11 protein-coding genes are annotated in these 20,617 nt (G+C 40.6%); 7 read left to right on the plus strand and 4 right to left on the minus strand.

Annotated features, from left to right (window positions below):
• The first annotated feature begins 392 nt into the window (after positions 1-392).
• The 4 genes from NBH14_RS21450 to NBH14_RS21465 all read left to right on the plus strand — a co-directional run bounded on the left by NBH14_RS21450 (position 393) and on the right by NBH14_RS21465 (position 6,962).
• On the plus strand, positions 393-3,692 hold the full coding sequence (locus NBH14_RS21450) for a SusC/RagA family TonB-linked outer membrane protein (protein ID WP_186961095.1): 3,300 nt from the start codon (positions 393-395) through the stop codon (positions 3,690-3,692).
• Between the two features lie 12 nt (positions 3,693-3,704).
• Positions 3,705-5,222: a RagB/SusD family nutrient uptake outer membrane protein gene (locus NBH14_RS21455; RefSeq protein ID WP_186961094.1), complete on the plus strand. Its 1,518-nt coding sequence runs from the start codon at positions 3,705-3,707 to the stop codon at positions 5,220-5,222.
• Positions 5,223-5,472: 250 nt separating this feature from the next.
• Entirely contained in the window at positions 5,473-6,330 is an 858-nt protein-coding gene (locus tag NBH14_RS21460; protein ID WP_046146122.1) for an enoyl-ACP reductase FabI, read from the plus strand.
• A 23-nt stretch (positions 6,331-6,353) separates the two neighbouring features.
• On the plus strand, positions 6,354-6,962 hold the full coding sequence (locus NBH14_RS21465; RefSeq protein ID WP_186961093.1) for an L-threonylcarbamoyladenylate synthase: 609 nt from the start codon (positions 6,354-6,356) through the stop codon (positions 6,960-6,962).
• 67 nt (positions 6,963-7,029) lie between these two features.
• On the opposite strand, the gene NBH14_RS21470 is transcribed toward NBH14_RS21465, so the two are convergent.
• Positions 7,030-8,682 carry a SusD/RagB family nutrient-binding outer membrane lipoprotein gene (locus tag NBH14_RS21470; protein WP_186961092.1) on the minus strand — a complete coding sequence of 551 codons (1,653 nt, stop codon included), beginning with the start codon at positions 8,680-8,682 and terminating at the stop codon, positions 7,030-7,032.
• 14 nt (positions 8,683-8,696) lie between these two features.
• Positions 8,697-11,693, minus strand: a complete 2,997-nt coding sequence (locus tag NBH14_RS21475; RefSeq protein WP_186961091.1) for a SusC/RagA family TonB-linked outer membrane protein — start codon at positions 11,691-11,693, stop codon at positions 8,697-8,699.
• A gap of 386 nt (positions 11,694-12,079) precedes the next feature.
• On the opposite strand from NBH14_RS21475, the gene dgt reads away from it, so the two are divergent.
• Positions 12,080-13,405 carry a dGTP triphosphohydrolase gene (gene dgt / locus NBH14_RS21480; protein ID WP_128132996.1) on the plus strand — a complete coding sequence of 442 codons (1,326 nt, stop codon included), beginning with the start codon at positions 12,080-12,082 and terminating at the stop codon, positions 13,403-13,405.
• Here dgt and rsgA read toward each other — a convergent pair.
• Both rsgA and frr read right to left on the minus strand, forming a co-directional pair.
• Complete coding sequence (gene rsgA, locus NBH14_RS21485) at positions 13,402-14,334, minus strand: ribosome small subunit-dependent GTPase A (protein ID WP_122326873.1); 933 nt, start codon at positions 14,332-14,334, stop codon at positions 13,402-13,404. The two genes, dgt and rsgA, sit on opposite strands and share 4 nt — an antisense overlap.
• A gap of 55 nt (positions 14,335-14,389) precedes the next feature.
• A complete protein-coding gene (gene frr, locus NBH14_RS21490) occupies positions 14,390-14,953 on the minus strand; it encodes a ribosome recycling factor (protein WP_128132998.1) in 564 nt (187 codons plus the stop codon).
• A 679-nt stretch (positions 14,954-15,632) separates the two neighbouring features.
• Here frr and NBH14_RS21495 point away from each other — a divergent pair.
• Both NBH14_RS21495 and NBH14_RS21500 read left to right on the plus strand, forming a co-directional pair.
• The gene (locus NBH14_RS21495; protein WP_186961090.1) at positions 15,633-18,824 is read left to right on the plus strand and encodes a SusC/RagA family TonB-linked outer membrane protein; all 3,192 of its coding nucleotides are present in this window, start codon (positions 15,633-15,635) and stop codon (positions 18,822-18,824) included.
• 19 nt (positions 18,825-18,843) lie between these two features.
• Positions 18,844-20,589: a RagB/SusD family nutrient uptake outer membrane protein gene (locus tag NBH14_RS21500; RefSeq protein WP_186961089.1), complete on the plus strand. Its 1,746-nt coding sequence runs from the start codon at positions 18,844-18,846 to the stop codon at positions 20,587-20,589.
• Positions 20,590-20,617: the final 28 nt, after the last annotated feature.

A 20,617-nucleotide genomic window follows, 5' to 3' on the forward strand; every position in this document is an offset into this window, starting at 1 on the left:
CCTCCTTCAAAATATATAATATTTTATACAATAATACCCAAAACACATTGCCCTTAACGTTCAGAATAATTACCTATAAGTTACCGGAAATATCATTTATACTATCAGCCAAGAAGTTTTTAGGATTTGAAAACAAATATCCAAACCGATTAGGTTTTAAGAAATTTATTTTTACCCAACAAAAGGGAATAAAGAATACACATAAAAATCATATTGTCTCACTAAAAATCTATGCCTATGGATATTAGAAAAATCATAGAACATCATTCCTAGCAAAACAAATTAAATGAATTGTTCACACAGCGATAAATTATGCTGGCTTAATCCATTGATATTATCAATCAAAGAAAAAGATAAAAAACTTTTTACTATAAACTAAATATAAAAATATTATGAAAAGAAATGCATGGATTCTTTTGCTTATTACCCTACTACCTGTTATGGCATGGGGACAAAACAAAATAAGCGTCAAAGGAATTGTTTATGACAACTATAACATGACCATACCGGGGGCATCTGTCGTCGAGAAAGGGACACAGAACGGAACTGTCACAGATATGGACGGTAATTTTACGATACAAGTAAATGCCGGTTCCAAAATAGAGGTCTCTTTCATCGGATATAAAACGATGGAAGTAACTGCTACCGACAAACAAATACTAAAAGTAACTTTAGCGGAAGATTCACAACAACTGGAAGAAGTGGTCGTTACCGGTTACGGAGGAACACAGGTTCGCTCTAAAGTAACCTCGGCAATATCTAAAGTAAATGAAAAAGACCTGGTCATTGGCATAAAGGCTAACCCGGCAGCAGCATTAGCAGGAACTGTTTCCGGACTGGTTGTACAACAAAACTCAGGAAAACCAGGAAGTGTACCTACTGTTGTTCTACGTGGAGGAGCTTCGTTAAACGGAAGTGGAAGCCCTCTATATGTTATTGATGGTATTGTACGTACAATCAGTGACTTCAATCCGGAAGACATAGAATCGATGGAAGTTTTAAAAGACGCTGCTGCAACCTCCATTTATGGTGCCCGTGCTAATAATGGTGTAATCCTCATCACAACTAAAAGAGGTAAAAAAGGGAAGGCGGAAGTTTCTTTTAAAGCGAAAGAAGGATTGAGTTATATGGGATATTTACCTGAATTCCTGAATGCAGGAGATTACCTTCACTGGCAGCGTATGGGCATTAAAAATGCGGCCTCTTCGGGAAACTCCACTACCGAAAGCTGGATGTCTTTATTAAAACAAGCCAACGGTTACGGTACCGGCAACTTAATCTATGACCCGAACACAGGAGTTGTTCTGGACGGAAACAAGGATGCCAGAGCCATCTATAGCACGATGATCTTAAATGATCAAAACCGTTACAAATTAAATCAAGGGTGGCGAACGATGACAGATCCGGTATACGGTGATGAATTACTGTACACCGAAACAAATTTTCGTGACGAAGCTTTCCGTAAAGTAGCACTGACACAAGACTATAATATTTCAATCACCGGTGGAAACGACAAGGCTTCTTATTATTTAGGACTGGGATATTATAATGAAAAAGGATTTCCTATCAACACCTGGTACAAACGACTTAACGCTACATTAAATGCTGATTACAAAGTGACTGATTGGTTTACTTCATACTCCGGCTTTTCTTTTGCAGATGCACGTTGGCGTGATCCGGTCAATATGAACCAAAGCATTGCTGAATATTTCGGTCGCATGTTGAGTGTACCGCCTACAATGCGTGGATATAATGAAGATGGAGAATTGTTAATGGGGGTACACTCTAAAGATGGTAATCCCAATTTTAACGCCGGCAAATTCACCCGAAAAAATAATACAGACAAAATGTCTTTCTCACAAACATTCAAATTCGATATTACTAAACATATTTATTTAAAACTGGTCGGTAACTGGTATTATAACGAAGGTTTTTATGAATCGATGGATAGGGATTACATGGAAAGACCGGGAACAATCAATACAACCCGATCCACCAGTGCCAAATTCGAAAGAGAATTGACTCAAACCTATAATGTACTTGCCGGTTGGCAACAGAGTTTTCAGAAGCATAATTTCGATGCTTTAGTAGGCTATGAATTTTATGACTGGAGAAAAAAAGGATTCTCTGCATCCGGCCAGCAAGCTCCGACAGATGATTTCATGGACCTGGGATATACCAGTTCGGAAGCGAATAAAAGAGGTGTTGACTCCTGGCATGAACGCCAACGTATTATGTCAGCTTTCGGTAAAATCAACTACGATTATGATGGCAAATACCTGCTCTCTTTTACATTCAGAGAAGACGGCTATTCAAAACTGTTGGATAACCGATGGGGATTTTTCCCCGGAGTATCATTGGGTTGGAATATTCTAAAAGAAGACTTTATGGAAAATAGCCGAAATGTACTTTCTTTCTTGAAAGTGCGTGCAGGTTACGGCCAAAACGGAAATGTAAACCCGGATTATATCGGTAGTTATACATTACAAGGTTCTTATGGAACAAGTAGTAAATATAACGGGACTTTAGGTTTTGGAATGGGTAATTTGCCAACACCGGGAATCCGCTGGGAAAAGTCCGCAACATTTGATGCAGCTGTCGATGCCAGCTTTATGGAGAATAAATACAATCTAAGTGTAGGATTCTTCAATCGCATAACTTCCGACCTGTACGCCAATGTAGATCTTCCCGGATCATCAGGCTACAATACAATTCTGACAAACAACGGTTCCGTCCGCAACAATGGTTTGGAAATAGATGCAAGTGTAAAGATTATCAACACAAAAGACTGGAAATGGGATATTGGTGGCAATATCACTTTCATCAAAAGTATTGTTACAAAATTACCGGACAATGGCAACCTGAACAACCGTCAGGGAGGTCAGCAGGTTTACAGCGGCAAAAAGCTGGAAGACGGCACTTACGAAAAGATCTGGATCGGTGGAACCCAGGAAGGCCAACGTGTCGGTCAAATGGTAGGCTATATAGCTGAAGGCATTTACCAAAGTGAAGATGAAATCAACCGGTCAGGTATAAAACAAGATATTACGACCTATTATGGAGATGCCTACAGCCCGGAAGAATATGCCAAACTATCTCCTGAGGATCAAGCAAAAAATTACAAACTCGCCCCTGGGGATATCAAATGGAAAGATATAAACGGAGATGGCATTATCGACCAGTATGACCAAGCGTCTCTTGGCAACCAGGTCCCTAAATGGACAGGTGGTATCAACACTACTGTTGCATGGAAAGGGTTAACTCTTTACGCTAAATTAGATTTTGCTTTAGGGCATACGATCTACGATAATATCCGCCCCGGATTCTTGTCGAATAACCAGGGAGAATTTAATACACTGGAAGATGTAAAAGATACGTGGACACCAGAAAACACTGGCGCCAAATATCCACGATACGATCGTGCTGACGGTCTTATAAAAAACAACTACAGGGGTAGCACTCTCTTTGCTCATAAAGGCAATTATTTATGTTTTCGTGATATTACGCTTAGCTATGCCCTTCCACAGAGTCTGATAAGTAAAGTGAACGTACAAGGACTTACCTTTTCTGTCACGGGACAAAATCTGGGCTATCTGAAATCCAATGTATATACTCCGGAAGGACGCGGATTCGCAAACTCCGGTTATCCGTTACCTATTTCAATTGTATTTGGTGCACAATTAACTTTCTAAAAATGAAGAATTATGAAAAATATTATTAACTATCTCACTATATGTATAATGCTGATACTTGCATCATGTGACTCACTGGATATCGCTCCGGAAGATTACTATGCGGAAGGCAATTTCTGGAAAAACGAATCACAGGTTAACGGATTCATGTCCGGTATGCATACAAGTTTAAGGAATAAAGCCAACACATTCTTTCTAATGGGAGAACAAAGAGGCGGCCTCTTTATTGAAAACGGTACTTTTGGAACAGGCATGGATAATGTGAATATGATTATTCACAATTTAAAGGAAAGTTCTCCCGGATTTTCCAACTGGGACGGTTTCTATGGCAATTTGGTTAATGTAAATATGTTTATCTACAAAGTGGAAAGCGGATTACCATTCTTATCCAAAGAGAAAACAGATTTTTATTTAGGACAAGCTCATGGAATCCGGGCATATTACTATTTCTATATGCTCCGAACCTGGGGTGGAGTTCCTCTGGTTACTGAACCGAAAGTTGCAACAGGTGCAACTAGTCCGAATGAATTATACACAGCCAGAAGTACAGAAGCTGAAATTTTAGATTTCTTGAAAAAAGAAATCAATCTATCCGAAAGTTATTTCAAGGATGATAATTTCACATTAACATCCAAACGCGAAACATGGTCGAAGGCAGCAACGCTAATGCTAAAAGCAGAGATATACTTGTGGGCGGCAAAAGTAAAAACCGACGGGAACCCTCCTGCATCCCCCTCTGATGATCTTACTACAGCCGCACAGGCCCTCACCGCAGTGGAGGCTTCCGGTAAGTTTGGTTTACTCTCTTCATTTCAAGATATTTTTGCTTACAACAATAAAGGGAACAATGAAATTATCCTTACTTTACATTATGAGAAAGGAGAAGCAGAACAGAATTTGAGAAGATTCATGTATGATATCCCAATGATGGCCAGTTGGTATGATAAAGAAGGGATTCCGATGAACGACCCATTAAATGTAGGTGATAGATGTATTCTGGCGAACGAATACAAATGGGATTTGTTTGAATCATACGATGAAAATGACACTAGAAAATATACGACATTCATGGATTTCTATAATCAGGATAAAACACAACACGGTGTCGTATTACGTAAATTTCTGGGAACAGTTGACAATAATATACGTAACTACAGCGACGACATGCCTCTGTACCGTTATGCCGACTTATTACTGATGAGAGCTGAAATTAAAAACATGCAAGGATCAGACCCTTCTGTTGAAATCAATAAAATCAGAGAAAGAGCATATACAGGAAATGCTTATCCCAGCTATACAAATAAGAGTTTTGCAGAAAACGAGTTGGCAATACTTTCTGAAAGAGATAAAGAATTTGTACGTGAAGGCAAAAGATGGTTTGATGTACGCCGTATGCATGATGCCTCTGGTAATCCGTTAGCATTCACACAAAGCGGACTAAGCCAATCAGAAGCTTATAAATTACTTTGGCCGATTGATACGGGAACTATGACAAAAGATCCATTGGTGAAACAAACCGAAGGATATTAATCGATTTATTAATTATGATATTAACTTTTACGCTTTTTCAGCATAATTGATCCTTATTCCGCATTACAATCGGAATAAAAATGTACCTCCCAAGAAGATCTTTTTCATTAAATACTTCTTGGGAGTCTTTTTTCAGAAAAAGATACATGCTTGTCAGTATTCTTGGACTGAAACCGCTGTTTATGATAAAGAAGTTGCCCATCTTGCACATTTTATGTACTTTTGTGCCGTAAATAAATTAAATAAAGGTATGAGTCATAATTTATTGAAAGGTAAAAGAGGCATTATCTTCGGTGCGCTGAACGAGATGTCGATTGCCTGGAAGGTGGCAGAAAAGGCTGTGGAAGAAGGGGCAACTATTACATTAAGTAATACGCCGGTTGCCGTACGTATGGGTGAAGTTGACGCCCTGGCTAAAAAGCTGAACGCCGAAGTGCTGCCGGCAGATGCCACTAGCGTGGAAGATCTGGAAATGGTATTCTCAAAATCAGTAGAAATACTGGGAGGAAAAATAGATTTCGTATTGCACTCTATCGGTATGAGTCCGAACGTGCGCAAAAAACGTACATACGATGACCTGGATTACGATATGCTGGGAAAGACATTGGATATATCCGCCGTCTCTTTCCACAAGATGCTCCAGGTAGCCAAAAAGCAGGATGCTATCGCCGATTGCGGTTCGGTACTTGCTTTATCGTATGTGGCAGCACAACGCACTTTCTTCGGGTACAACGACATGGCGGATGCCAAGAGCCTGCTGGAATCGATTGCACGCAGCTTCGGTTATATTTACGGACGCGAGAAGGGAGTACGTATCAATACGATCTCTCAGTCGCCAACCCTGACAACAGCCGGTAGCGGAGTGAAAGGTATGGATCATCTGATGGATTTCTCCAATAAGATGAGTCCGCTGGGTAATGCATCGGCCGAAGAATGTGCAGATTACTGCATCGTGATGTTCTCCGACCTGACCCGCAAGGTTACTATGCAGAACCTTTTCCACGATGGTGGCTTCTCAAGCATGGGCATGAGCCTTCGCGCCATGAACCAGTACAGCAAAGGATTAGAAGAATTTACCGACGAGAACGGAAATATTATTTACGGCTAACCAGCCGTAAATAGCTGACAGTTATGCTAATAAAAATATACCCTGAAAATCCCAATCCGAGGGAAATAGACAAGGTTATCGACGTCCTTCGCGACGGAGGCTTGGTCATTTACCCGACCGACACAGTATATGCGATCGGCTGTGATGCGCTGAATGTCCGCGCAGTTGAAAAGATCTGCCAGATGAAAGGTATCAATCCTCAAAAGAGCAACCTTTCCATCATCTGTTACGACCTTTCCAATTTGAGCGAATATGCCAAAGTGAGCAACACGGCATTCAAGCTGATGAAGAAGAACCTGCCCGGTCCTTTCACCTTCATCCTGCCGACAAGCAGCGAATTGCCGAAAATATACAAAAACAGGAAAGAAGTCGGTATCCGTGTACCGGATAACAATATTATCCGGACCCTAGTAAAGGAGCTGGGAAACCCTATTCTGACCATGTCTGTTCATGACGACGATGACGTGATCGAATATTCGACCGATCCGGAACTGATCCATGAAAAGTATGAAAATACGGTGGACATCGTTATCGACGGTGGCTACGGTGGTTTCGAAGCCTCAACGGTTGTAGATTGTACCACGGATGAGTTTGAGATTGTACGCCAAGGGAAAGGGGAATTGATCTATTAAAAGTAACTACATAAAAAAGAGGTCTGCATTTCAATTGAAATACGGACCTCTTTTTTATATTTCCTGATTAGAAGTTACCACCTTCAACATCCCACCATAAACGGGTAGAAGGATCATCCGGTCCTTTTAGCATAGTACGGGCCTCTTCGACAGCTTCCAGATTTGTATTACGTTCATTTAATGTAAACGGCAAACGTTTAATAAATTCACCCTTCGGAATAAATTTACTACGATTGTCTGCTACCGGAAGAAGTTTCGGATAACCAGTACGACGAAATTCACTCCATGCTTCCTGCCCTTCCGGGAACATAGCAATCCATTTCTGAGTTATAATCTTCTGCAATTTAGTTTCATTATCAGCAGCTTCATTCCATTTCACTGTAACCTTGTTAACACCCGGACAACTATATTCCGGATCGTAAGGATTTTCATAATCGGCAGCCATCTTCACATCATCAGCAATATATGCAGCATATTTATCGGCAGAAATGCCATATTCATCGAACGAGGCCTTTATACCCTCTTCATACAAAGATTGTGCGGTGCCGCCGCCCATACTCCAACCTCTTAAAACACCTTCTGCACGCAAGAAATAAGCTTCCGCAACCTTCATGATCGGTAAAGGGTATTTTGTCGTTAACTTATCTGCATCCTTCACATCAAACTTAGGGATAGAATACATTTTATAGTTATTCTTATCGTCAATAGGAATTCCCTGGCGGATACCTACATATTGCCCTATTTTATTCAAAGGCTTACCGTCTTTTCCATGAATATCAAGATCACCGTTCCATCCTACAGGAAGAGCCATCTCCGGCAAGCGAGGATCATCATATCCTTTCATTATTGATTCAAAAGAACCTCCGAGGCTACTGTCATTGTAATCCACGGCAATTGTCCGGAGAGGATTTGTCAATCCCTTATCCTTCACCTCTATATTTGCATCTGCACTTGTCAGGACGCCATATTTCTGACTTACAGCCGCCTCAGCTTCTCTCTTTGCTGTTGCAGGATCTACTTTTACCATACGCATTGCCAATCTCAAACGAAGTGTATTTGCAAAACGAATCCAACGGGTATGACTCTGACCACACATTACGTCGAAAGTAATACGTCCCGGCTGATCTCCGTTAGTATCGACAAATGTTGTCAACGCGTTCACTGACTCGGTCAGTTCCTCCAAAAATGTCTTATATAATTGTTCCTGACTGTCGTAACCTACTACTGTTCCGCCTTTCATCGCTTTACTGTATGGCAGAGGTCCGTACATATCCGATACACGGTGGATAGCTGCAACACGGATGATTTTTGCAATAGCAATATAATCAGTTTCTTCCGTCAGATCCAGAATCTGGCTGATTGGTTTAAGAATATTAATCATACCGGTGGTGAATGCCTGATTATTCCAACCGTCATTCATTACATAGGTATTATTGTTGTTATTTCCGCCGAAATCGTTCGGTGTACCCAAATACCCGGAATACAAATCCGCATTCAGGTTCTGTTGCAACTGATATTCATAATCACGATTCAGATAATTCAGATAGATTGACTGCTGCGGCTGTGCAAAACGCATAACCAACGGAATATTTTCCGGATTCAATCCATTCGGGTTATCATTCAGACTCTCAAAGTTATCAGTACAAGCTGTAAATCCCAGCACTGCACAAAACAGTGTAGCCGGAACTATTCCTATGATTTGTTTTATTATATTCTTCATAATTGTTCTCCTTTTTAGAATGTTGCTTTCAAATTGAATCCATAACTACGGGTAGCAGGCAAGCCAAAAATATCAAAGCCCTGCCATCCATTGCTGGTAGAAATAGACATATCCGGGTCATGCGGCGAATCCTTATAGATAAAGAAGAGGTTACGCGCAACCAGTGATAAACTCAGATTTTTAGAAACACCAAACAAATTGCGGAATGTATAACCTAAAGAAAGTTCCCTCAAACGAAAATTGGTAGCCGAGTATACATATTGGTCACCGGCTTTATCTTTTCCGGCTACAGCAGAATAATATTTTTCTGCATCCATCTTCTGTCCGTTTCCTAAGTCGACACCACCATTATCACGGGCATCGGCTGTAGTTTCCGTAACACCATAACTATCCAGATAACTCTGTGTCATACCTACGGTATTACCACCGATCTTTCCGTCAATCAGGAAATAGAGAGAGAAATCTTTATAATTAAATGTATTGCCCCATCCTAATTGCCATTTAGCATTTACGTTACCAACATATTCATAATCGGTTAACTGGATATTCCCTTTTTCATCCAGATCAACAACACCATCATCCGTACGTTTTAGTGTACGGGTATAAATGTCACCATAAGAACCGCCTTCTTCCAGAATAAAACGGAAACCGGCCCCTTCACCGATAGTTACGTATTTACCTAAAGCAGGATCCAGTTCTTTCACTTTATTATCATTGAAAGAAATATTAAAATCAGTCTTCCAACTTAAATCGGCCGCTAAATCCTGTGTCCAGCTGACAGAAGATTCAAAACCCTGATTTTGGATATTACCGGTATTAATATAGAATGCGTCATATCCGCTGGCAACCGGAGAAGAAACTTGAAAATACTGATTTTTACTATTTGTCTTATAGTAAGTAATATCAAAGTTCAGGCGACTGTCAAACATAGCCAAATCAGCACCAAACTCCATAGAATGCAGCTTTTCCGGTTTCATTTCCTTGAAAGGCACTTTATTATTCGGCTCCAACTGTCCTAAATTGAATCCATCTTTCGGTTTTGTAATATAAGCCGGCATATCATTACCCACTATACTATAAGATCCGCGGAACTTCAATAAATTAATCTTTTCCGACATCGGGATCATTTCATTTAATAAGGCAGTCAAACCGACAGAAGGATAGAAATAAGAGATATTATTGGTATAAGCCAAAGTAGACGACCAGTCATTGCGTCCGGTTACATCCAGATAAATCATACTTTTATACCCTGCCTGAGCTGTAAAGAATACGGAGTTCAGACGTTTACGCGGAGATTCGCTACGCTGAATACCATTTGTCGCACCGTTTTCCGGAACAAAGTAATTCGGCAAAACCAATCCACCTTTGTCACTGTCTATATACAAACGTTGTGTCTTAAAGTCTGTAAAGCTGGTACCGGCAGAAGCATTCACTTCCCATTGTTCGTTGAATGTCTTATTAAAGTTAACCAGTAAATCACCATAAAATTGTTTTGCATCGAAGGTTTCTCTTTTATAACGGCCATTAGGAGGCGCCAATACCGATGTGGTCGTTGCAAAAACCTTCATATCATAAAAGTCTTTCGTTTGGTCAAGGCTCAAACGTCCCTGTACATTCAAATAATCTGTGATATTGTATTTCACAGTACCCGAAGCCATGAAACGATCACGTTTATCTGTCCGTTTATTTCTATTCAATACCCAATATGGATTCTGTTGATCGGCATCTAAAGATGTATACCAGTTCTGTGCATTCCAACTATTCAACGGATCATAGACTTCGAAGTTATTTTTATAATGCTTGAAATCTCCATTCGCCGGAAAATAATACAAGCCGGTCAAAGCGTTGAAATAGTTACCGCCATGAGGCCGGTTGATAATCTTCTGAGTAATATAGCTAAGAGAAGCATCGATCTTCAACTTATTATCAAAAGCATTAAATGTCTGACGGGCTGTCATATTATGACGATAAAAATCATTCGTAGGCATGATACCTTTAGTCGTTGTATTAGCATACGATATGTAACTCTGGCTATGTTCTGTACCACCATTTATAGAAATAGAATTTATATAATTGGCACCAGTACGGAAAAATTCACCCAAACGGTCTGCCCCGGAAGCTTTTCCTGTAATTTTCTCCCCCCAACTCTTGGCACTTAACTGGTCACCCGTAACTACAGCACCGTAACGGTCCTGCAACTTAGGAGCAGCCAATGTCGTTTCCATTGTTATATTACTGGAGAAATCGATACGAATAGCCCCTTCACGTCCCTTCTTCGTTGTTATCATGATTACACCGTTGGCTGCCATACTACCATACAACGCAGCAGCAGACGCACCTTTCAGAACGTTGATACTCGCAATATCATCAGGGTTCAAATTGGATAGAGCGTCACCACCATCACGCCCGTCATACTCGCTTCCCTGCTGGCTTGTTTCCGGATTTGACATAGGAATACCATCAATAACAATAAGAGGCTGGTTATTTCCCTGAGCAGATTTATTACCGCGCAACAGGATTTTTGAAGAACCACCGGCACCACTGGCATTCGGAGTGATAACCAAACCGGAAGTTTTCCCCTGTAAGCTGTTGATCATATTCGTTTCCTTCGCCCGGGTCAACTCCTTTCCTCCGACATTTTGGGTAGCATAAGTCAAACTTTTTGCTTTACGCTGAATACCCATCGCAGTCACTACAACTTCATTAATTTTTTGTGCACCTGTAGTCATAGTTACATCTACTACCGAACGCCCATTCAAAGGTTCTTCCAGCGTTTCCATTCCAATATAAGAAAACACCAATATCGCATTATCTGCAACTTGCAGCGAATATTTACCGTCCATATCGGTAATCGTTCCATTTGTTGTTCCTTTCTCAACAACATTTGCTCCTGGCAACGGTTCATTAAGATCTTTATCCATCACCACACCTGACACTTGCTTCTGTGCCCACAGCACATTTATGCATGTTCCTATACAGAACAGCACAAATAAAATTAAGCTCTTCCTCATAAAATAGATTGTTTAGGCAAGTTAATAATTAAAATTTTCATAATACAAAATCATAAGTTTAACTAATAGATTAACACTTTCTTAGATTTTTCAAATACAAGAACTAAGTTCTGTCAGAACTCATATAACATAGCATCTCATTTTCTATAAAACTGTGATTATATAACCGCCTAATATGTAAATTGTTCAAATAAAATATATCTTTTCCCTTATTTTAACACAATTCGAAAGAGTCTACCAACACACAAATACTTTAATTCACACAATTTTAACCTTAACGAACAGAGTTCTGACAGAACTCAATTTAAATATTTATTTAAGTCCTTAAATCCTCAATTCTCTCTCAAAATATCTACCTTTGTAAATAAGACTTTTAATATAGCAATATGAACTGGACCCAATTATTATCAGGTAAACGTTTCGGAATGGAAGAATATCATGAACGTAAACATGAACGTACAGACTTCCAGCGGGATTATGACCGTTTGATCTTCTCCTCCCCCTTCCGCAGATTACAGAACAAGACGCAGGTATTCCCTTTGCCGGGCAGTATCTTTGTCCACAATCGTCTGACACATAGCCTGGAAGTTTCCTGTGTAGGTCGTTCGTTAGGTAATAATGTAGCAAAGGGATTGATGCAAAAATATCCCGACGGAAGTATTAACTTTCCGGAAATAGGTTCCATTGTTTCCGCAGCCTGCCTGGCTCACGACATGGGCAACCCGCCATTCGGACATTCCGGAGAGAGAGCTATTTCCGCTTACTTCCTGGAAGGGAACGGCAGTTATCTGGAAGATGAAATTCGTTCCGCCGGCGGCCGTTGGGAAGACTTTCTTCATTTTGAAGGCAATGCCAATGCCATGCGCCTGCTTACCCATCAGTTTATCGGCCGGAGAAAAGGCGGATTTGCTTTAACTTACAGCACATTGGCCTCTATCGTCAAATATCCTTATGCATCGGTTCATTCAGGTAAAAAAGGGAAGTTTGGTTTTTTCCAGTCGGAAGAAGAGACTTATATGCGCATAGCGACCGAATTGGGAATAAACCACAATCCGGAAGACAAGAATAAATTTGTCCGTTACCCGCTGGTTTATCTGGTAGAAGCAGCCGACGATATCTGTTATCAGATCATGGATATAGAAGATGCCTGCAAACTACACATCCTTACAACAGAAGAAGCCATTCAACTATTGCTCAACTTTTTTGAAGGAGAACGACTGGACCATATCATCCGTGTCATGAAAATGGTAGACGATACGAACGAACAGATCGCCTATCTACGCTCCTGCATCATCGGACTACTGGTGGATGAATGTTCACGTGTCTTCCTTGAAAATGAAAACGGGATACTTGATGGGACTTACAACTCCCCACTTATTGAACAGATTGAAGAACAAGCCAAACAAGCCTATGCCACCTGTTCAAAAACGGCTTACAAAAAGATTTACCGCGCCAAAGAAGTACTCGACATAGAACTGGCCGGTTACCATATTTTCAGCCACCTGATCGACAGCCTGACAGAAGCTGTCATGAATCAGAGCCATGCATACAGTAAATTATTGTTACAGCGCATCCCGGAACAATATGACACGAATGCACCAACAACTTATGGCAAAATACAATGTGTACTTGATTATATCTCAGGAATGACGGATGTTTATGCACTCGACCTATACCGCAAAATCACAGGGATGAGCCTCCCGGCCGTTTAATACTCTTCCCTATATTTGCTTTCTTCTTTATCTTCCAAGATACTGAGATAACTCTTATAGCGGGACTCGCTGATATAGTGATCTTCAAGCGCTTGCAAAACAGCACAGCCCGGTTCATGACGATGGCTACAGTTATTGAACCGGCAATCTTCGGAGAATTTGAATATCTCCGGAAAATAGTGGGAGATTTCAGCAGTCTCCATCTCTATCGTACCAAAACCTTTGATTCCGGGGGTATCAATCAGGTAGCCTCCTTCCGGCAGCGGGATCATTTCAGAGAAAGTTGTCGTATGCATCCCTTTATTATGATATTCGGAAATATCACCGGTCCGGAGATTAACACCGGGAACTAACTTATTGATAATCGTTGATTTACCGACTCCCGAATGACCGGATAAAAGAGTTATCTTATCTTTCAGTTCCGCTTTAAGCGCATCGAGACCTTCTTCCGTTTTAGCACATAGGGTAGAACAGGGATAACCGATCGTTGTGTATAAATTAATCAAGGCGTCGAGATATTCCTTATCTTCCCCTTTATAACGGTCGATTTTATTGAAAACCAACTTTACCGGCACACTATAAGCCTCAGCCGTGGCCAGAAAACGATCGATAAAAACAGTTGTAGTAATCGGATAATTGACAGTTACGATCAGCATGGCCTGATCGAGATTGGCCGCAATGATATGCGACTGTTTAGATAAGTTGGAAGCCCGCCGGATAATATAGTTCTTACGGTCTTCTATCTTGGTAATAAACGCCGTACCTTCATTATTGATATCGATATCAACCCGGTCACCGACAGAGACAGGATTTGTGCTGCGTATCTCCTTTAAACGGAAATTTCCTTTTACCTTACTTTCCACATCACGCCCGTCATCGGTGCGTACGGTATACCAGCTACCTGTATTCTTTATTACCAGTCCTTTCATTCCTAATTTTTTTCTTATAAAAAAAGAAGGGCGAAAAATGTTTCGCCCCTACAAGTTATACAGTCATTATTTCTTTTTCTTTAGCAGCGTAGAGGTCATCTACTTTCTTTATAAATTTATCGTGCACCTTCTGAACTTCCGCTTCCGCATCTTTTGCCACATCTTCGGGAGTTCCGTCGGCTTTCACACTTTTCTTTATTGCCTCGATCGCATCACGACGCGCATTACGAACACTAATTTTTGCCGTTTCGGCTTCCTGTTTAGATTGTTTAGCCAACATGCGACGGCGTTCTTCTGTCAGAGGAGGAATCCCCAAGCGGATTATTTCGCCATTATTTTCAGGAGTGATACCTACTTCCGAGTTCATGATCGCCTTTTCAATCTCTTTGATAAGCGGCTTTTCCCACGGAGTAATGATAATCGTTTTTGCATCCGGTGTATTTACCGAAGCCACATTAGTCAGAGGAACAAGACCTCCGTAATAAGGGACCTTCACTCCGTCAAGGATCTTCGGATTAGCCTTTCCGGCACGGATATGAGCCAACTGTTCGTCAAGATAATCGATTGCGAACGTCATTTTCTCTTCTGCTGCATTTACATACTGCTTGATATCTGCCATAACTGATTGATATTTTGTTTTCTGTTTTTTTCGATAAACAAAAGTAGTAAAGTTTTTGAACCTAGCAAACAAGTATAAAATGATTCGGCATCTTTTATATTTTCTCCCCTATATATTTTCTATTACTATAGGTACTAATCCAAATTAGTTGCCTAAGTAATCAATGGTTCATAACCATCGGCCGATTGGCTGACAATTGTCAACCGTTTGGCTCATAATTATAAGCCATAAGGCTGATAATTATCGGCCGCTAAAATGTACAGAGTCCAATATAAGAAAATAAGCGATAAGTTATTCACAAACAAGGGAATATATTTAAGAATAGTAATAACTAAAAAAGAAGAGACAAACAGTAGTGAACAAACTTACAAAACAATTGGCGTTTTACTCTTTTTATTTAAATAAAATTTGAATTAGTCTGTGCAGAACTTGGTACACAAAATACATATCCCTCAATCAATCACGCTACACAATATGTTTTTTATGCCACGAAAAATATTGAAACACCAATACGGTAGAAAAAGACAAATAATAAGTAAAACAAGAAAAACAATATCATTTTATAAAAATAAATTTGTTTTATAATAAAAACTTTTATATTTGCATATGAAAGAATATACACTAGTAGTTCCTTGATAAGCACAGAAAGGAAGAATATATTAAACTATAATAATCCATTATGAAAAAAAAACTTATTTTATTGTTAGGAAGCCTTTTAGCTAGTATTACTCTGGCCCTTGCCCAAAAAATCACAGTAAACGGCATCGTTTTCTCTGAGGAAGACAATGAGCCTATCCAAGGTGCTACAGTACAGATAAAAGGTACAAGTATTGGAACTATCACCGACGAAGCCGGAAAGTTCAGTTTATCAAATGTACCAAGTTCTGCACAGACTCTGGTCATTTCATTTCTGGGAATGTTGCCTGCGGAAGTTACAGTTAAACCGAACTTGAAAATCTCCTTACAAACAGATGTTCAACAAATGGGCGAAGTACTTGTCGTTGCTTTTGGAGAGCAAAAAAAATCAGCATTTACCGGTTCTGCCGGTGTAGTAAAAGCAGAAAATATAGGCACGCGGCAAGTTACCAATGTGGTAGACGCGCTAAATGGTAAAGTTGCCGGTGTACAAATGATAAATGCAACGGGAGCACCTGAAGCAACTCCAAGTATTCGTATCCGTGGCCTAAGTTCAATTAATGCAGGCAAAGATCCCTTGGTTATTCTCGACGGAATACCTTATGAGGGCGGTTGGAATAATATCAATCCGGCAGATGTCGAATCATTGACTGTACTGAAAGATGCTGCCTCGAATGCCTTATATGGTGCCCGCGGTGCGAACGGCGTGATTATGATCACTACCAAGAAAGCTAAGGCCGGAGATGCAGTTGTTTCCTTAGATGCCAAATGGGGCGTCAATACGAACGCTGCCAGAACATACGATTATATTACCGATCCCGGGCAATACTATGAACAACATTACCTGGGTCTTTATAATTATTATCTGCGCGGACAAGGTCTAAGCGCTTATGACGCACACAAACAGGCCAATGAAATGATACCACAATCGTCTGCCAACGGAGGGTTAGGTTATTCAGTATTTAACGTACCGGAAGGACAATATCTGATCGGTGAAAACGGCCGGCTGAATCCGAACGCCACGTTAGGAAATATTGTCAACTACAATGGCAAAGATTATTTATTAACTCCTGATGATTGGTTGGATGAAGCCTATCGCTCCTCCCTGCGTCAGGAATATAATTTAAACATAAACGGAGGTACGGAGAAACTCCAGTTCTACCTGTCACTAGGTTATCTGAAAAATGAAGGGGTAGTCTATAATTCCGATTACGAACGTTATTCCGGTCGTCTGAAAGCCTCTTATCAGGCAAAAAAATGGTTAAAAACCGGAGGTAATATCAGCTATACCCATAATATAACAAACGGCATTGCAGGCGGAGACGCCTCCGATCTGAGCTCTACCAACATATTCGGACATGTCACCACAATTGCCCCCATTTATCCGGTTTATGTCCGCGATGCACAAGGAAATATCATGCAGGATGAAAATGGAAACGTATATGATTACGGAAAAGGCAATAACGCAGGTCTGGAACGATCTGTACTCCCCAACACGAACTCATTGCAAACAGACAGGTTAGAGACAAACAAAACAAACGGCAATTCTGTCAATGCCAGCGGATTTATGGATGTTTCATTCTTAAACGATTTCAAATTCACGCTGAACCTGGGCGTTTCGGATTATGAACGACGTAAAACATATACTACCCAACCTTTCTATGGCTATTATGCCGGACAAGGCGGATACGTCTATATATATCATTATCGTACTACCACATTCAATTTCCAACAGTTATTGAACTACAGCAAGACGTTTGGCGATCATAGCATTTCCGCTTTGATCGGACATGAAAATTACAAATATAATTATGCTTACGTATGGGGAGGTAAAACAAATATGTATTCCTATTTTGGGAACCAGGAATTAGGAGGTGCCATTACACTCAATAGTACCGATTCAGAAACAAAGGACTATAATACAGAAGGTTATTTTTTACGTGCCCAATACGATTATAAAGAAAAATACTTCCTGTCCGGTTCTTATCGCCGGGATGCATCTTCCCGTTTCCATCCGGATAACCGCTGGGGTAATTTCTGGTCGGTGGGCGGCGCATGGATTCTCACCAAAGAAGACTGGTTCAAGCAAGACTGGATCGATATGTTGAAATATAAAGCCTCATACGGATCACAAGGTAATGACGATATTGGATACAACAGATATACGGACACATATGACATCAAGGACTCCGATGGATCTATCTCTCTCGTTTTCAAAACAAAAGGAAACAAGAATATTACCTGGGAAACGAACGGTAACTTCAACACAGGTCTGGAATTCGAACTATTCAAGGGACGTTTAAACGGAAGCGTCGACTATTTCTATCGTAAAACAACCAATATGCTGTGCTGGCTAGGGACTCCTCTTTCCATGGGATACAGCGGATATTACGATAACATCGGCGATATGACAAACAAAGGAGTCGAACTGGACCTGACAGTCACCCCTATACGGACTAAAGACCTCAACTGGTCTGTCAATTTGAATCTGACTCATTATAAAAACAAGATCACTTATCTGGCAGAAGGCAGAAAAGGAGCTGAACTTGATGGCTATAAAGGGTATGTAAGCGGTAATCAATTCTATGGAGAAGGTCTCCCAATGTATAGCTGGCGTCTGAAAAAATATGCCGGTGTATCCGAAGAAGGCCAGCAGATGTGGTATTATACCGACAAAGATGGAAATGAGCAGAAAACAACTTCATACAGTGATGCCGATTATCATCTCTGCAAAAATGCTCTTCCCGACCTGTATGGTGGTTTCGGAACAAACTTTTCTTATAAAGGAATTGATTTGGGAGTATCGTTCACTTATTCCATCGGAGGACAATCATACGATGGAGCTTATGCTTCTTTAATGGGCTCCCCTATTGCCGGATCAACAGGAAAGAATATTCATAAAGATGTACAAAACGCCTGGTCGGAAGATAACCCAACATCTAATATACCTCGCTGGCAATATGCGGATACCAATACATCAAACGCATCCGATCGTTGGCTGACCAATGCCAGTTGGCTCACTTTGCAAAATATTAATGTAGGATACACGTTTCCTACCAGACTGGTTAAATCTATATACTTAAGCAAATTGCGTGTGTATGTAGCCGGAGACAATCTCTTCTACTGGTCAAAACGTAAAGGATTCGATCCTCGTAACAGCTTCAGTGGAAGTACAACCCTGCTATCCTATTCTCCAATCCGGAGTATCTCAGGAGGTATAAGTGTTCAGTTCTAATTTGAAAAAGAGAGTAAAGATGAAAAAAAGATATCTAACAACAATCGCCTTTTGCGCAGCAGCTTCTTTATTCAACAGCTGTATCGAAGAGACATTTCCCACAGATGTGGCATCAACAGAACAAGTAGCCGAATCGACTACCGCACTGGAAGCCTTGGCAAATGCAACGGCAGCTCATATGAATGCCTATAATATTCTCAATGCATCAAGTGCCGGATCTACAGATTACGGTTATCCCGCTATTATGACTTCACGGGATGTGATGTGCAACGATTTCCCCGTAAGTAAAACAGGATATGATTATTTTAATAATCCATGGGCCAGTACAAATTATTTGGGAAATTATACCTATCAACAAATTATATGGTATTTTTATTACGGATTGATCAATAATGCGCATAGCACGATCAGAACCGTCGACCCGGCGGAAGCCAGCGAAGCGGCTAAACAATATCTGGGTAGTGCACTGGCTTATCGGGCAATGGCCTACCTGGAATTATCCTGCATGTTTGAATATAAACAGACCGGTGTATCTAATCTGGATAGCAAAGCCTCTGCCGAGAAGATTTATGGTCTGACCGTTCCGATTGTTTCCGAAAATACTACTGAAGAAAATTCGCAAAACAATCCCCGTGCACCTTTTTATAAGATGTATCGCTTTATCCTGAATGATTTGAATAGAGCAGAAGAATATCTGGCTGACTTCACACGTAAAGCCAGAAATACTCCGGATCTGAATGTTGTTTACGGACTAAAAGCCCGTACCTGGCTGGAAATAGCGACACGTTTCCGTCTCTATCCCGAAGATTTATCCACACAAATGTCACATGAAAGCGATTCCGAACTACAGGATCTGGCTCCGTTGGGCGTATCTTCGGCTGAAGGTTGTTACGCCAAAGCCCTGGAATATGCACACAAGGCCATCAATTCCGGAGTCTATTCACCATTAACGCAAGATCAATGGCATAATACAACTTCCGGTTTTAACAAAAGCGATTCGCAAAACTCATGGATGCTGGGGATCATTATCGGAACTAATTCAGTAAACTCAAACTACAAGAACTTTATCGGTAATATCTCGCCGGAGACAACATTTGGTGTTGCAAACTATAAATATGACACCTACAGAATGATCAGCAAAAGTCTTTTTGAACAAATCTCTGATGCCGACTGGCGGAAAGTAACCTGGATTGCACCCGAAGATGCCGGTAAAGCTCCAACAGCAAAATATCATACGTTATTGAGTGATGAAATCTGGGCAAAGGCTCCGGCATATACCGGTTTTAAATTCCGTCCGGGTTCCGGTGAAATGGATACTTATAAAACCGGGGCTGCAACAGATGTACCGGTCATGAGAATCGAAGAAATGTATTTCATCGAAGCTGAAGCACTTGCATTTACACAAAGTATGGAAGCCGGCGTATCTGCTTTGGAAAAATTCATGAATCAATATCGCTATACGGACGGTTCCTATGAATGCGGACAGTTAGCCGGTATAGATGAGTTCTTAGATAAACTCATGATACAAAAACGTGTTGAGTTCTGGGGAGAAGGCATTGTCTATTTTGATTACAAACGTCTGAAAATGCAAGTACTTCGCGGATACAAAGGTACTAATCATGTTGCTTCACAACGTTTCAATTCTATTCTTGGCTATGTGGCCCCATGGCTGAATATTTATATCACGGAAACAGAAGAAAGGATAAACATCGGTATCATCAATAATCCGGATCCTACGATGGTGATCAAACTATGGTCCGAATAATCAATCTATTTATTTTCAAATCAGTAAA

Source organism: Parabacteroides caecihominis (genome assembly GCF_023656785.1).
Taxonomy (GTDB): Bacteria; Bacteroidota; Bacteroidia; order Bacteroidales; family Tannerellaceae; genus Parabacteroides; species Parabacteroides segnis.

What these genes read in the sequence shown, in the direction of transcription:
- NBH14_RS21450 (WP_186961095.1), top strand. Translation starts at nt 393, where the DNA reads ATGAAAAGAAATGCATGGATTCTTTTGCTTATTACCCTACTACCTGTT.
- NBH14_RS21455 (WP_186961094.1), top strand. Translation starts at nt 3,705, where the DNA reads ATGAAAAATATTATTAACTATCTCACTATATGTATAATGCTGATACTT.
- NBH14_RS21460 (WP_046146122.1), top strand. Translation starts at nt 5,473, where the DNA reads ATGAGTCATAATTTATTGAAAGGTAAAAGAGGCATTATCTTCGGTGCG.
- NBH14_RS21465 (WP_186961093.1), top strand. Translation starts at nt 6,354, where the DNA reads ATGCTAATAAAAATATACCCTGAAAATCCCAATCCGAGGGAAATAGAC.
- NBH14_RS21470 (WP_186961092.1), bottom strand. Translation starts at nt 8,682, where the DNA reads ATGAAGAATATAATAAAACAAATCATAGGAATAGTTCCGGCTACACTG.
- NBH14_RS21475 (WP_186961091.1), bottom strand. Translation starts at nt 11,693, where the DNA reads ATGAGGAAGAGCTTAATTTTATTTGTGCTGTTCTGTATAGGAACATGC.
- dgt (WP_128132996.1), top strand. Translation starts at nt 12,080, where the DNA reads ATGAACTGGACCCAATTATTATCAGGTAAACGTTTCGGAATGGAAGAA.
- rsgA (WP_122326873.1), bottom strand. Translation starts at nt 14,334, where the DNA reads ATGAAAGGACTGGTAATAAAGAATACAGGTAGCTGGTATACCGTACGC.
- frr (WP_128132998.1), bottom strand. Translation starts at nt 14,953, where the DNA reads ATGGCAGATATCAAGCAGTATGTAAATGCAGCAGAAGAGAAAATGACG.
- NBH14_RS21495 (WP_186961090.1), top strand. Translation starts at nt 15,633, where the DNA reads ATGAAAAAAAAACTTATTTTATTGTTAGGAAGCCTTTTAGCTAGTATT.
- NBH14_RS21500 (WP_186961089.1), top strand. Translation starts at nt 18,844, where the DNA reads ATGAAAAAAAGATATCTAACAACAATCGCCTTTTGCGCAGCAGCTTCT.